Annotated in this window: 12 protein-coding genes and 1 tRNA gene; 11 read left to right on the top strand and 2 right to left on the bottom strand. The window is 53.8% G+C overall.

Annotated elements, in window-relative coordinates:
* The first annotated feature begins 3 nt into the window (after positions 1-3).
* Both fixJ and ACN0RL_RS07120 read left to right on the top strand, forming a co-directional pair.
* The gene (gene fixJ, locus ACN0RL_RS07125; protein WP_417515144.1) at positions 4-630 is read left to right on the top strand and encodes a response regulator FixJ; all 627 of its coding nucleotides are present in this window, start codon (positions 4-6) and stop codon (positions 628-630) included.
* Positions 631-676: 46 nt separating this feature from the next.
* Positions 677-2,269 (top strand): response regulator, encoded by a 1,593-nt coding sequence (locus ACN0RL_RS07120; RefSeq protein WP_417515142.1) that lies wholly within the window; start codon positions 677-679, stop codon positions 2,267-2,269.
* Here ACN0RL_RS07120 and ACN0RL_RS07115 read toward each other — a convergent pair.
* Positions 2,266-3,141 carry a MaoC family dehydratase gene (locus ACN0RL_RS07115; RefSeq protein ID WP_417515140.1) on the bottom strand — a complete coding sequence of 292 codons (876 nt, stop codon included), beginning with the start codon at positions 3,139-3,141 and terminating at the stop codon, positions 2,266-2,268. The genes ACN0RL_RS07120 and ACN0RL_RS07115 overlap by 4 nt on opposite strands.
* 251 nt (positions 3,142-3,392) lie before the next feature.
* Between ACN0RL_RS07115 and ACN0RL_RS07110 the strand changes: the two genes are divergently transcribed.
* Positions 3,393-4,424, top strand: a complete 1,032-nt coding sequence (locus tag ACN0RL_RS07110; protein ID WP_417515138.1) for an AraC family transcriptional regulator — start codon at positions 3,393-3,395, stop codon at positions 4,422-4,424.
* Between the two features lie 134 nt (positions 4,425-4,558).
* Positions 4,559-4,635: transfer RNA gene (locus ACN0RL_RS07105), tRNA-Asp, on the top strand.
* Between the two features lie 96 nt (positions 4,636-4,731).
* Here the strand turns inward: ACN0RL_RS07105 and ACN0RL_RS07100 are convergent.
* Positions 4,732-5,787, bottom strand: coding sequence for an AraC family transcriptional regulator (locus ACN0RL_RS07100; RefSeq protein ID WP_417515136.1), 1,056 nt, complete (start codon positions 5,785-5,787; stop codon positions 4,732-4,734).
* A gap of 146 nt (positions 5,788-5,933) precedes the next feature.
* Between ACN0RL_RS07100 and ACN0RL_RS07095 the strand changes: the two genes are divergently transcribed.
* The 7 genes from ACN0RL_RS07095 (at position 5,934) to ACN0RL_RS07065 (ending at position 13,612) form a co-directional block, all read left to right on the top strand.
* Positions 5,934-8,003 carry an FAD-dependent oxidoreductase gene (locus tag ACN0RL_RS07095; protein ID WP_417515134.1) on the top strand — a complete coding sequence of 690 codons (2,070 nt, stop codon included), beginning with the start codon at positions 5,934-5,936 and terminating at the stop codon, positions 8,001-8,003.
* Between the two features lie 113 nt (positions 8,004-8,116).
* The gene (locus ACN0RL_RS07090) at positions 8,117-9,367 is read left to right on the top strand and encodes a DNA repair protein (RefSeq protein ID WP_417515132.1); all 1,251 of its coding nucleotides are present in this window, start codon (positions 8,117-8,119) and stop codon (positions 9,365-9,367) included.
* Between the two features lie 131 nt (positions 9,368-9,498).
* Positions 9,499-10,383, top strand: a complete 885-nt coding sequence (locus ACN0RL_RS07085; RefSeq protein WP_144779894.1) for an NAD(+) kinase — start codon at positions 9,499-9,501, stop codon at positions 10,381-10,383.
* A 2-nt stretch (positions 10,384-10,385) separates the two neighbouring features.
* A complete protein-coding gene (locus ACN0RL_RS07080; RefSeq protein ID WP_417515130.1) occupies positions 10,386-11,405 on the top strand; it encodes a metallophosphoesterase in 1,020 nt (339 codons plus the stop codon).
* Between the two features lie 49 nt (positions 11,406-11,454).
* Positions 11,455-12,318, top strand: a complete 864-nt coding sequence (locus tag ACN0RL_RS07075) for a rhomboid family intramembrane serine protease (RefSeq protein ID WP_417515128.1) — start codon at positions 11,455-11,457, stop codon at positions 12,316-12,318.
* A 164-nt stretch (positions 12,319-12,482) separates the two neighbouring features.
* Entirely contained in the window at positions 12,483-12,776 is a 294-nt protein-coding gene (locus ACN0RL_RS07070; protein WP_417515126.1) for a YeaC family protein, read from the top strand.
* A 35-nt stretch (positions 12,777-12,811) separates the two neighbouring features.
* Positions 12,812-13,612, top strand: a complete 801-nt coding sequence (locus ACN0RL_RS07065) for a DUF2797 domain-containing protein (RefSeq protein ID WP_417515124.1) — start codon at positions 12,812-12,814, stop codon at positions 13,610-13,612.
* Positions 13,613-13,673: the final 61 nt, after the last annotated feature.

Below are 13,673 nucleotides of genomic sequence, written 5' to 3'. Positions count from 1 at the left end.
CCCATGACTGATATTCAGCAAACTGTTTACGTGGTAGAAGATGACGAGGCAGTTCGTGACTCGCTTGAGCTGTTACTGAGATCCGATGATAAGCCGGTCAAAACCTATGAGAACGCAGCGGTGTTCCTCAAGGACTACTCCGAGAAGATGGCCGGGTGCATTGTGCTGGATATCCGCATGCCCGGAATGGATGGTATGGAATTGCAGAAGAAGCTGAACGACAAGCACTCCATCCTGCCAATCATTTTTGTTACCGGCCACGGCGATGTGCCCATGGCTGTTGATGCCATGAAAGAGGGTGCAGTGGATTTTATCCAGAAGCCGTACCGTGAGGAAGCGTTGCTGGAGAAAATCGAAGCCGCGCTGGAGCAGGATCTGGAACAACGTAAAACGCTTGGCGAAAAGCAGGAGATTATTCGGCGGATCAAGAGCCTGACGCCTCGCGAACACGAAATCATGGACCGAATGATAGAAGGCCAGGCCAACAAGGTTATCGCAATCGAGCTGGAAATCAGTCAGCGCACAGTAGAGATTCATCGCTCGCGGGTCATGCACAAGATGGGGACTCATTCACTGGCACACCTGGTTCGTATGGTGCTGTCCGTAAAGAACCTTATCGACGCGCGGTGATACCGCCGGCATTATGCGGTTATCTTATTGACCGGCCTTTTACTATATGACTGAAGTTGTCAGCGAAAACTCAGAGGTTACGGTTCTGCTCGTGGATGACAATCCACAGAACCTCAAAGTACTCTATGAGACACTGAAAGATAAGGGTTACCGGCTACTGATTGCCAACGAAGGCGAGAAAGCACTCGATCTTGCTCACCGCCATCAGCCTGAAGTCATTCTGCTTGATATCATGATGCCTGAAATGGACGGTTACGAGGTGTGTCAGCGCCTTAAAGCCGATCCTGAAACAGCCGATTGTGCGGTGGTGTTTCTCTCGGCTCTGGACGACCTGCACGCAAAAGTAAAAGGTTTTTCTCTTGGCGGCGCGGACTATATTGCCAAGCCGTTCCAGTCGCAGGAAGTGATTGCCAGAGTCAAAACCCATGCCCGTGTTATACGGCTTGAGCGTGAGTTACAGGCGCGCAATCGAGAGCTGCAGGGTGATCAGACCCGCATCCTCAACTCCATCAGTGAAGGCATTTATGGGCTTGATGAACACGGCACAATCGAGTTTGCCAACCCAGCCGCCGGCGTCATCATGCGGTGCCCGGTAGAAGACCTGATTGGTCGTAATTTTTTTGAAGTTCACTTTTCCACCGCAGCTGAATGCCCGGCCAGCCTTCCGGTGCACGCCACCTGCAGTCAGGGTATTGCGGAGAATCAACGCGACATCCGGATGCTGCGCACGGATCAAACCGCATTTCCGGCTGAATACCGCTCCACACCCAAGCATGAAGGCAACGAACTGCACGGAGCGGTTGTTGTCTTTCGTGACATCACTGCTGAACTCGAGAGCGAGCGAGCGCTTGATGAGGCGCGGGAGCTGGTTCAGGAGCAGCGCGATCAGCTGGCTCATACTTCGCGCCTGACGACCATGGGCGAGATGGCAGCTGGCGTGGCGCATGAGGTTAACCAGCCGCTGACGGCCATCGCGAACTACGCCCGGGTTGCCAAACGGGTAATGTCCAAAGAAAACCCGAGCCTGAGTTTGCTCCAGGAAACCCTCGACAAGATTGAGGCTCAGTCCCATCGCGCCAGCGAGATTATCCGCAGAATCCGGCGATTTATGAAAAAACCTGCGACCGGCAAGGAAGAGCTGTCTGTATCCGCATTGCTGGAAGACACACGCCAGTTCGCAGAAGTGGATATGCGCAATAACGATGGGGCAATCGACCTTTTTGTGCCAGACGATTTACCGGACATCCTTGCGGATCCGATTCAGGTGCAGCAGGTTGCCCTGAACCTGATACGGAACGCGCTTGAGGCTACTCGCAGTGCGGAATCGACATTGCCGGTGGAAGTAAGCGCGAGAGTAACGAGTGAGGGCTGTGTCCGGGTTGAGGTTCGTGATCGTGGGGTGGGGCTTGCGGAAGATGCAGAAGAAAAGCTGTTTCTGCCTTTCTACACCACTAAAGACGAAGGCATGGGCATTGGCCTGCCTACCTGCCGCTCCCTTATTCAGGCTCAGGGCGGTGAAATCGGCTTCGAGCGCCCCGAAGATGGTGGCGCCCTCTTCTTTTTTACGCTACCTGTAGCGGGTGCACCAGGCACATCATCTGGCCTGTCAGGCGCTGAAGGCTCCTCTGGCGCTGATTAGCGCCATTCGATGCGCCCGCTGAGGTGCGGCGCGTCGCCTCTTGAGTTCAGTAGCTGATAATCCCATCCATTTTTTTCTGCTTGCCAGTTGAGCTGCGCAGTGCCTGGCAAAAACAGGGGCTTCTTGAATTGGCAGCTCACACTTACAGGGCCTGACTGCCATCCATTCTGCTGCTCCAGAATGGCAAGTGCCCTTGCTTTGCTCCACATGCCGTGTGCGATTGCCCTTGGAAAGCCGAAAGCCCTGGCGCTCACAGCGTGCATATGAATCGGATTGCGGTCGCCGGAAATTTTTGCATACTGACGACCGATAGATTCCGGCGCTTCAATCTCTTTGGTGTGCAAGTAGTGCTCCAAAGGCAGGGGCGTCGCTTTTGTGGCCTGGCCGGTGTGCTTTTCGGGTTGGCGGAAGAGCATGGTGCTGGTTTCTTCCCAAATCACTGTGCCTGCAGAACTGGCACTGGTCATCATGTCGAATTCTATACCGCGGCTGGTGCGTTTTTGAAGGCTCAGGCAGATATCCAGCCTCAGTGTTTCACCCATGCCGATCGGTCTGTGCTGGGTTATGGAGTTGCGCAGGTGTACCAGCCCCAGGAGTGGTAACGGAAATGCTTTCTCGGTCAGTAATTTGAGGTGAAGCGGAAAAGCGAGAATATGGGGCCAGGTAATGGGTACGTAGCTACTCGGTCTGAATCCGCAGGCGCGTTTGTATTGACGCAGATCATCGCTGGCAGTGTGCGCACAAAGCAACTCGGCGGCGAGCCGAGGCAGTGTTATGTCTGCATCGGGCGTGCTTTTTTTCGGTAGAAGAGCTCTGCCGTAGAGCGGTAGCAGTGCCGGTGGAGTATCTCGATAAACAAGCGTGTCTGGCATGATTGTTCTCTCTGAAAGCTGTTGCTTCTGGATTCCGGTACACCTGTGAGTCTGTGGCCTGATATGATCTAATATAAGACGATAGTATAAGTCAGTCGTTGAGCAAGCCTCGTAAAACCAAAGCTCGCATGGCTGGGTGATCAGCCTGCTGGCAGTCTGGCAAACCCTTCCAGATGAGGCATTGGCTTGGGATGTTCTGGCGTGTGTCTGTCAGGCCAAAGATGGATCCAATAAGTACAAAGCGGGACTATATGCAGGAACTACGTGACGCGGGCGTGATGTTGCGCCTCATCTACGAGGCAATGAAAGCAAAAGGAATTGATACGGATCTCATTTTCAGCCGGCTGGGTATCAATGCAGATTATGTTTACACAGAACAGCTCCGCACTCCTCATAGTGCGCAGACGTTTTTCTGGCAGGCCGTAGAGGATGTTTCCGGAGACCCTGATGTAGGGCTTCATCTCGGCCAGCTTCTGCCAGTCTACAAAGGGCAGGTTCTGGAGTACCTGTTTCTGAGTAGCTCCAACTTTGGTGAAGGCCTGCGAAGGGCGCAGAATTATCAGCGGCTGCTCAGCGATGCAGCGAATACAGATTTTTTCATTGAAGGCGAAGATGCCTGCATGGTGCTGGATGCTGCCTCGGATGACGTTCGGCGTCTCCGGCATTTTAATGAGTGTTTTGTGCAGGGTCTGATCACGTTTTTTCGTTCCATTACTGAAGGTCAGTTTCATCCTTCACGAATTGAGTTTGAGCATCAGCGCAGTGAAGGTCACGAACACGTTAAGGAAGTGCTGGGCTGCGACGTAATATTCGGTGCTGAAGAAAACCGGCTGTATTTCCCCGTAAGCCTGCTTTCCCACGCCTCGCCTCACGCAGAACCGGAGCTGCTGGATCTGCATGAGCGCTTTGCCAGCGAACAGGTTGCCCGGCTGGAAAAAAAGGATATTGTCGGGCAGGTGGAACGTATTGTTGCCGAGTTGCTCGATAGCGGTGAGGTCACGCTGGATGCCGTGGCAACGCGGCTGGGCATAAAACCTCGCACCCTGCGTACCCGGCTTACGGAAGCAGAAACCAGTTTTAATCAGGTGCTTGCGGATTTCCGCTATCGTCTTGCGCGGCAGCTGCTGGCCACGACCGATGAGTCCATCGATGAGATTGTGTATCTGACCGGATTTTCGGAGCCCAGCACTTTCTATAGGGCATTCAAGCGCTGGTCTGGAAAGACGCCGATTGAGTACCGTAAAACCGCGCAAGGAAAATATGCGATGGTTGATGCCGTGTAAAATGCTGGTTTCCGGATTTTTTTCAGGAAAGGCGTTGACATCATCAGGCACGTCTCTATAATGCGCTCACGTTGTCACCGAGCAATCAGACCCATGATTGCAAAGCCTTTTAAAGCAATCGGTTGCAGCGTTGTGGAGCGGTAGTTCAGTTGGTTAGAATACCGGCCTGTCACGCCGGGGGTCGCGGGTTCGAGTCCCGTCCGCTCCGCCACTATTCCGAAAAGCCGTTAGCTAGGATTTAGCTAACGGCTTTTTTCGTTTTGGATCCCTGTCTTTTTGCCCCTCTTTTCCATATGCGCTCTGTTGGTCATTCCATCATTCTACGAAACTGCTTTCGGTGCTCCCCCGGGCTGAGCTCGAACCAGCGGCGATATGCTTTGTGCAGCGCTGCTGGATTGGAAAAGCCCAGAAGCCAGGCGATTTCTGATAATGACGTTTGAGTTTCGCGAATGTAGTCGCGTGCCAGATGCTTTCGGGTGTCATCCATCAATTCCCGGAAACCGGTATTCTCTGAAGATAGCTGTCGTTGCAATGTCCACGGAGTAACGCCCAGCTTGGATGCGATTGTCTCAAGGCTGGGTGGTTCTCCCCGGAACAGGGGTGTAAGCAGGCTTCTTACACGGTCTCCTGTTGTCCAGCCACGTTGAATTTCCTGCATTTCTGCCTCACAAAGCTGTATCAGTTTTTCGTGCATGGCTTGTTGTGCCTGCAGTGTTCCCTGATTCCATGCGTCTTGTCTCACGGTCACGCTGTTCGTGGCCGCTCCGAATTGAACCGGGCATCGAAACCAGGCTTCAAACATCTCGTCCTGGCCGATGGAGGGATACTCTATGGTTACTCTTTCCAGTACATCCCATTGCCCGGTAACCGTGCGTAAAAATTGCGTCCAGGCACTCAGTACGGAGTCCACAACAAAATAATTGAAAGAGTTATAGGGGCGAATGGAGTAAAACTGCAGCTTCCGCTTGTCTGATTCTGTTTGCGGGGTTCCCCGGCTGTTGCGGCTCGTCAGCAGAGAATAGCGGATCAGTGTTTGTATTGCGGCGCCGGCAGTGCTGGCGGATTCGCCGGCAAGGCCTGCTATGCCAGCGTCGACAGGCCGCGATAAGGCTCCCATGCGTAATCCCAGCGCGGAATTGCCGCAGGCCTGAATAGCAGCATGGCCCAGCCTCATGAATCGTGGAATGCTGATTCGCGCAGCGGATGACGTGAGAGTCTGCTTACTGAGTTGAAACTGACGTGTCAGGTCCTCCACGTTAACGCCCTCCGCTTCAGCAGCTCTGAGTAACACGCTTACATAGAGAACACTTATGTCACCAAGAGGGTTCTGGTCGGGAAGAGACTGACGATTGTATGGATCCATGTTGGCTTGCCTGGAGCATGTCATCTGAGGATAGCAGAATGTTATTCAGGGATATTGTTGAAGGCAACCTGCATCGGTAATTTAGGCATCATTAAAAGAAACGGGACAACAAAGTTCCCGCAAATGATTATCTGAGGAGACCAGTCATGACCACCAACACGATGCCAGGCGTTGCCAAATATCCGAATTTGCTCGAGCCGCTTGACCTTGGGTTCACCAAGCTGCGTAACCGTACGCTGATGGGGTCCATGCATACCGGACTGGAAGAGGCCAAAAATGGCTTTGAGCGGCTCGCGGAATTTTACGCAGAGCGTGCGCGGGGCGGCGTCGCATTGATTGTTACAGGTGGTATTGGTCCTAACCCTGAGGGCGGCGTTTTTCAGGGCGCGGCCAAAATGACCAACGATGAAGAAGTGGAAAAGCACAAGGTTATCACCAGTGCTGTGCACAAAGCGGATGGCAAGATCTGCATGCAGATTCTTCACGCGGGTCGTTACGCCTACTCCCCGGCGCTGGTTGCACCCTCTGCCATTCAGGCGCCAATCAACCCGTTCAAACCAAAAGAGCTGGACGAAGCCGGTATTGAAAAGCAGATAGAAGATTACGCCGTTTGTGCGCAGCTTGCGCAAAAGGCTGGTTATGATGGTGTCGAGATCATGGGGTCCGAGGGGTACTTCATTAACCAGTTCATTGTTTCTCACACCAACCACCGCACAGATCAGTGGGGAGGTAGCTATGAGAACCGCATCCGCCTGCCTATCGAAATTGTGCGACGTGTTCGCGAGCGGGTTGGCGAAAACTTTATTCTGATTTACCGCCTTTCAATGCTTGATCTGATTGAGGACGGCAGCACCTGGGAAGAAGTGGTGCACCTGGCCAAAGAAATCGAAAAAGCCGGTGCCACGATCATCAATACCGGCATTGGCTGGCATGAAGCCCGTGTGCCCACGATTGCTACCTCTGTTCCCCGTGGCGCTTTTTCCAAGGTAACCGCGCGCCTCAAAGGTGAAGTAAGTATTCCGCTGGTCACCACAAACCGGATCAACATGCCCGACGTTGCCGAAAAGATTCTGGCGGAGGGCGACGCAGACATGGTTTCTATGGCTCGCCCGTTCCTGGCGGATGCGGATCTGGTGCTGAAAGCATCTGAAGATCGGGCCGAAGAAATCAACACCTGCATCGGTTGTAACCAGGCGTGTCTGGATCACACCTTCGGCGGCAAGCTGACTTCGTGCCTGGTTAACCCACGCGCTTGCCATGAAACCGAGCTGGCCTATGTGAAAACGGCAGCACCCAAGTCTATTGCTGTGGTGGGGGCGGGCCCCGCAGGGATGGCGTTTGCATCGGTTGCGGCGGAACGCGGGCACAAAGTGACGTTGTTCGATGCCGGCAAAGAGATTGGTGGCCAGTTCAACATCGCCAAGTTGATCCCGGGCAAAGAGGAGTTTTACGAAACCCTGCGCTACTACCGCGTAATGCTGGAAAAGCATGGCGTGGATGTCCGGCTGGAAACCCGCGTGAGTGTGGATGATCTGAAAGCCGGTAATTTTGATGAGGTTGTTCTGGCAACAGGCGTTGCGCCCCGGATACCGGATATTGAAGGTGTTGATCACCCGAAAGTGATCGGCTATCTGGATGCGCTTCTGGAGCGCAAGCCGGTAGGTCAGAAGGTTGCGGTTATTGGTGCCGGTGGCATCGGCTTTGATGTTTCCGAATTCATTGTGCACAAGGGCACCTCCGCTGCGCTGGACACCAGTCACTTCATGCGTGAATGGGGTGTGGATCTGACAGTGGAGCACCGTGGTGGCATTCAGGGTGTTACGCCGGAAGTTCCCGAGCCTGCCCGAGAGGTGTTCCTGCTGCAGCGCAAGTCATCGAAAGTCGGCAAAAACCTGGGCAAAACCACCGGGTGGATTCACCGGACGTCCCTCAAGAATCGTAAGGTTCAAATGATGCCAGGCGTGACCTACCGCAAAATCGACGACGAAGGCCTGCACATCACGGTTACTCCAAAGGGCGCGGAGCAGGGCGAGGATCGCTTGCTGCCGGTCGATACCATCATTCTCTGTGCGGGTCAGGAACCATTGCGTGAACTGCAAAGCGGGCTTGAGGCGGCCGGGTTACCCGTGCACCTGATTGGTGGGTCGGATGTCGCAGCAGAACTGGACGCCAAGCGCGCTATTGATCAGGGTAGCCGACTCGCCGCCAGTATCTGAACAAAGAGCCTGATCACAAAACGTTGCAGTTTTTCTCTTTGCACCGGAAACTCTCCGGCTAGACTATAAGCTTTGAGTCTGCCAGAGAGTTTTTGGATTTTAGGGAGTCTGCAATGGTTTCTGCCGGCCAGGCAACGGACAATTATTCGGCTGTCTTCTTTATTGAGGGCAACGAGGTGGCTCGCCAGATGCGTGCCAGCGAGTTCGGAGCCTTCCTTGATGGCTATGTCGGGTTGTCGGATCTTGCTGAAACCGATGTGAAAGCGGTTCTGGTTGATCTGAGTGGCGATCTTCTGGTGCATGCTCTCGTGTTTTTCCGTATCTGGTTTGATGAGGAGGGACGAGCCGACAGCAGCTGGAACATGCCCATTGAAGAGCTCGCGGCCCGCGGAGCTAAAGGCCCGAATATGGGGGGCGGAGCTATCCGCCTTGTGTGCCGAAGCCAGTGCCCCGACCCTCAGTATGCCGCCGAGTTATGGGATCCGGATATGACGCCGGGCAACAACCATTTCCAGGTTATCCGCAAAGCCGTTAACGCAAATAGCCTCAAATTCCGCCGTGTTGAACCGGAAGAAGAAAACATCCCTGTGCTTCGTGCCGGAGAGCATGGTTCCACTTTGACCGAAGAGTCTCGCACCGACGCAGATCGTTCGCGAGTGGCCCAGCTGATCCGCGAACAGCGTCTGCGCATCAAGACGCTGCAAAGTGTCCACCGGGATATGCTCTCTGAAGTGCAGCGAGAACACCGGCTTGAAATCAAGACTCTGCATAACGAGGCAGCCGAAATCCTTCAAAGGTTCGAGCGCCAGCGCCTCAGTAACGAACAGCTGAAAAACCGGCTGGCTGAGCGAAATCAGCAGTATCTGACCATGCAGGAGGAGATGGCTACCGACGGTGCTGGAAAAGACCGTGATGATGCCAATGTGAACGCTGAGCTGGTATTGCTCAGGGAACAGCTTGAACGTAAGCGTCGCGAGCTGGAACACCGGGATGAGAAATTTGTTGCCCTTGAGCAGGAAGTATACGAGCTCAGGCACCGAGAGCCGCTTGAAAATTCGATTATGGGGCATCTCAAGGGCCAGTCTGTTTTCCTTGTGGCCTACCATCCGGGGGTCGGACATCTGACCCTGCCATATCAGGATATTGAAACCTACTTCCGTAACCCTATCGCCTATGCTGCAGAGCGCTGTGGCATGAACGAGCCTTCTTACATGCAATGGCTTGAACACTACGAGAATCCGGTGTGCCAGCATTCTGTGCAGGGTGGAGAGCTCTGTGGCGAACCTCTGCTGCGGGTAAGCCAGCCTGCAGACTTCCGATCTGGTCTTGATGACCGCTGCGAAAGTCACCGGCCCACAGAATAGTGTCGCTTTTCAGAAGCCCCGAAGAACTTTTTTCAGTATCGGGGTGACTTTCGTTAAACTGTAGGTCAGATTGATACGGGCGTGAGCGGGCTTGTCCGCTCTCGTCGTATTCCGACATCACAGGAAGCTTCATGGATCAGTTCAGGAACATAGGCGTTATCGGCCGGATGGGCAGCGTTAAAGTGGTTGAATCACTGCGCCAACTTAAACAATATCTGGTCGCTAACCATTATCACGTTATCCTCGAGGAAGACACGGCCAGCATGTTACCTGGCCATGGTCTGCAGGTTGCCAGCAAGAAACTCCTTGGCGAGATCTGTGATCTGGTTATTGTAGTTGGTGGTGACGGAAGCTTGCTGGGCGCGGCCCGGGAACTGGCGAAGTCCAAAATTCCTCTGCTTGGTGTAAACCGCGGGCGGCTGGGTTTTCTTACGGACATTTCGCCCGTGGATCTGGAAGAGCGCCTTGGTAAGGTGCTTGAAGGTGAATACATTGAGGAAACCCGCTTTTTGCTTGACGGCAACGTTGAGCGCAACGGGCAGCCATTAGGCTTTGGTACTGCACTCAATGACGTGGTGCTGCACCCGGGCAAGTCGACCCGAATGATCGGCTTTGATCTGTATATCGATGGCCATTTTGTATATAGCCAGCGTTCCGATGGCCTGATTGTTTCCACTCCCACTGGCTCGACCGCTTACTCGCTTTCAGCGGGAGGGCCGATTATGCATCCGAAGCTGGATGCCATTGTGCTGGTGCCTATGTTCCCGCATACGCTCAGTAGCCGGCCGATCGTTGTGGATGGCAAGAGCGAAATAAAACTGGTTATCGGGGAGACGAATGAAACCTACCCGCAGATCAGCTTTGATGGCCAGATGAATATTGCTTGCGCACCGGGCGATATTATTCGCATTGCGAAAAAGCCATTCAAAATCCGGTTGATTCACCCCACAGACCATAATTTCTACGCCACCTGCCGTGACAAACTTGGCTGGGCCAGCGAAATATCAGCGAGTTGATTATGGCTGGAAGCAATCATACCGCAAGTCGTGGCTACGACATTATTGGCGATATCCACGGCTGCGCGAACACGCTTGCCCGCCTGCTTGAGCAGATGGGTTACAGCAAGGTTAACGGGGTGTACCAACACCGCCGCCGCCAGGCCGTTTTTATCGGGGATATCATCGATCGCGGCCCGAGAATCCGGGAAGCTCTTCACCTCGTAAGGAATATGGTTGAACGGGGCTCGGCCCGTATCGTAATGGGAAACCATGAGTACAATGCCCTGGGCTATTGCACCCGGGCACGGGCGGGTAGCGGCAGAACCTGGTTGCGTGAGCACAATCCCCGTCACGACCGGTTGATTCGGGAAACCCTTGATCAGTTTGAAGCCCACCCCCATGAATGGAACGACTTTCTTGAGTGGTTCTACACAGTTCCACTGTTCATTGAGGAAGACGACTTCCGTGCGGTGCATGCGTGCTGGGATGGCGAACTTATCGAGAAATTCAAAGAAGTGCAGGGTAGTGCCTGCATTGATGAAGACTTTCTCCATGCCTCAGCAGCAATTGATTCTTTCGCGGGGCAGGTTATGGACACGCTGCTGCGAGGCACGGACCTACGCCTGCCGCAGGGTATGAAAATCACCGGGCGTGATGGCTACGTTCGTGAGTTTTTCCGTACCAAATTCTGGGCGGATAACCCGCACACATACGCCGACGTGGTGTTTCAGCCAGATCCATTACCTACTGAGGTTGCCAGCAGGGTTCTGGCAGAGCATGAGCGTAAGCAACTTATCAGCTATCCGTTGGATGCGCCTCCGGTATTTGTTGGGCACTACTGGATGGACAGCGAACCGGCGCCACTGAGGTCCAATGTCGCCTGCATTGATTTCAGCGCAGTGAAATATGGCAGGTTGGTAGCTTACAGGATGGACGGTGAGCGGGTACTTTCCCGCGACAAGTTTGTCTGGGTTAACGTGGCCAGGGATCATCGCGACTCTCCGGATTATCCCATCAGCGAAGACAGCGTCGCGCGCTAGTGCAACTTGCGACCGTCAGTCTGAATACTACGATAAGGCAAGGTAGATTGTGTACCGAGTAAAGCAGTTGGATATCAGCGTAGATCTCGGCGGGTTCAGCCAGTGGTTGAAAGGTCAGGGCGTTTCTCACAGGATCAGTGAGGAGGGAGCTTTTCAGGTGCTATGGCTGGAAAACCCGGATCATGCTGAGCCTGTTCTGGAAGCTCTGGACCGGTTTCTTGCCGAGCCGGCGGTTCGTAGTGCGGTAGAGCATCACAATCGCTCGCCAGTCTTCGTGGCAGGTCGCTGGCAGCCATCCCCGCGCCATGCACCATTCGTGTTAAGCATCATCGCTCTGGGTGTTCTGATGGCCTGGCTCACAGGTCTGGGCAGTAACCAGCTCACCACCAGCCTGATGATTATTGATCCCCGGGCTTACGATTGGGGCAGCGTGGCTGGTCGTGTTGATGCGCTCTCTGCAACCCTTGCCAGCGGTCAGGTCTGGCGACTGTTCACGCCGGATTTTTTGCATTTCAGCTGGACCCACATCATTTTCAATTCTGTGATGTTGTGGTTTTTAGGTAGTCAGGTTGAGTGGTTTGACGGTCGTGGCCGGCTTGTTGTGATTTTTGTCATCACCAGCCTGGTGTCGAACGGGCTGCAATACCTGGTTTCCGGGCCTTTGTTTGGCGGTCTCTCCGGGGTTGTTTATGGCATCCTCGGGTATTGCTGGTTGAGCCAGCGCACGGTCCCACGGTTTCAGTTCCCGCCAGCACTGGTTACCTTTGCGGTGGTCTGGATGGTGATCGGGTTTACGCCGCTACCTGAAATGCTGGGCCTGGGAAGTATGGCAAACGAAGCTCATCTGGGCGGATTCGTTGCTGGCTTAGCGCTCGCGACTATATTGCCGGCTCGCAGAAAGCGGCGGGCATAAAAAAACCCCACCAGAGGTGGGGTATAAAAGAAGCGTATAGCTCCTGATGAGAGAGACCAAATGAACGACCGTTGTCATTTGGTGAAGTAATGATAATCATTATCGTTTGTGCCTGTCAAACGATTCACCCACTTTATTTGTGAAGGTTTTTTCAGGAGAGCCGGATGACCTACGAAGAATTAATCGAGCGACTCGACCCTAACGTTTACCAGAGCCTAAAGCAGTCTATTGAGCTCGGAAAATGGCCTGATGGACGCAAAATTACCCCGCAGCAGCGTGCGATCAGCCTGGAAGCTGTTATCTATTATGAGAACCTGCACAATATTCCGGAGCAGGATCGGGTTGGTTATCTCGACCGCGGCAGCAAGGCCGGAACGGAATGCGACCCTTCCGTGCGCCGCAACCAGCCTGGTAATAATGATGTGGACCCCGACCAGTTTGTTGAGGTCAAGTCTTGAGCAACTCTGTTGATGTAACCGGAAGGCTCAGGAAAATGCCTGCAAATGCGGGCAATCCCGTGTCGTATGTTCTCGCAGTAGGCGATTCCCGCGTGCCACTGAACGAGCTCATTGGCAAACCTGTACGTTTCGATTTTGAAGGCGTGATTCGTTGTATCCACTGTGACCGGACAACGAAAAAGAGCTTTAACCAGGGATTTTGTTATCCGTGTTTTCGTAAGCTGGCCGCCTGCGACAGCTGCATCATGAGCCCGGAGAAATGTCATTACCATCTTGGCACGTGCCGCGAACCGGAATGGGGTGAGACCCACTGCATGATTGAACATGTGGTCTATCTGGCTAACTCGTCAGGCCTGAAAGTGGGCATTACCCGTGGCTCACAGGTACCAACACGCTGGATTGATCAGGGTGCAGTTGATGCGATCCCTATGCTGAGGGTTGCTACGCGTTATCTATCCGGTCTGGTGGAAGTGGCCTGTAAAGCTCATGTAGCTGACCGCACCAACTGGCGCGCCATGCTCAAAGGTGACGTTCCCGAGCTGAATCTTGTGCAGGAGCGCCAGAGAATACTGGCTTTGATTGCAGACGATATTGCAGTGCTGCGGGAAGAACATGGTCAGGATGCCATCCTTGACGTGGATGAGGGGGGGCTTGATCTGAGTTATCCCGTGCAGAGCTGGCCGGAGAAGATAAAAACCCACAACCTGGATAAAACACCGGAAGTGGAAGGGGTTCTCGAAGGTATTAAAGGCCAGTATCTGATCCTCGATACCGGGGTGATCAATATTCGTAAATTTACCGGTTACGAAGTCCGTTTCCGGGTAATGGCTGACTAGTTCATCCATTCCCGTCTGATCGTATACTGCCTGTTCAGCCTGCTTTAGCCAGGCTGCAGGC

It is taken from the genome of Marinobacter sp. (genome assembly GCF_048259445.1).
GTDB lineage: Bacteria > Pseudomonadota > Gammaproteobacteria > Pseudomonadales > Oleiphilaceae > Marinobacter.
The sequence above is the reverse complement of the archived record's forward strand: the minus strand, read 5'-3'. Positions and strand labels throughout refer to the sequence as shown.

Coding starts and splice junctions, on each gene's coding strand:
- fixJ (WP_417515144.1), top strand. CDS start 4: ATGACTGATATTCAGCAAACTGTTTACGTGGTAGAAGATGACGAGGCA.
- ACN0RL_RS07120 (WP_417515142.1), top strand. CDS start 677: ATGACTGAAGTTGTCAGCGAAAACTCAGAGGTTACGGTTCTGCTCGTG.
- ACN0RL_RS07115 (WP_417515140.1), bottom strand. CDS start 3,141: ATGCCAGACACGCTTGTTTATCGAGATACTCCACCGGCACTGCTACCG.
- ACN0RL_RS07110 (WP_417515138.1), top strand. CDS start 3,393: ATGCAGGAACTACGTGACGCGGGCGTGATGTTGCGCCTCATCTACGAG.
- ACN0RL_RS07100 (WP_417515136.1), bottom strand. CDS start 5,787: ATGGATCCATACAATCGTCAGTCTCTTCCCGACCAGAACCCTCTTGGT.
- ACN0RL_RS07095 (WP_417515134.1), top strand. CDS start 5,934: ATGACCACCAACACGATGCCAGGCGTTGCCAAATATCCGAATTTGCTC.
- ACN0RL_RS07090 (WP_417515132.1), top strand. CDS start 8,117: ATGGTTTCTGCCGGCCAGGCAACGGACAATTATTCGGCTGTCTTCTTT.
- ACN0RL_RS07085 (WP_144779894.1), top strand. CDS start 9,499: ATGGATCAGTTCAGGAACATAGGCGTTATCGGCCGGATGGGCAGCGTT.
- ACN0RL_RS07080 (WP_417515130.1), top strand. CDS start 10,386: ATGGCTGGAAGCAATCATACCGCAAGTCGTGGCTACGACATTATTGGC.
- ACN0RL_RS07070 (WP_417515126.1), top strand. CDS start 12,483: ATGACCTACGAAGAATTAATCGAGCGACTCGACCCTAACGTTTACCAG.
- ACN0RL_RS07065 (WP_417515124.1), top strand. CDS start 12,812: ATGCCTGCAAATGCGGGCAATCCCGTGTCGTATGTTCTCGCAGTAGGC.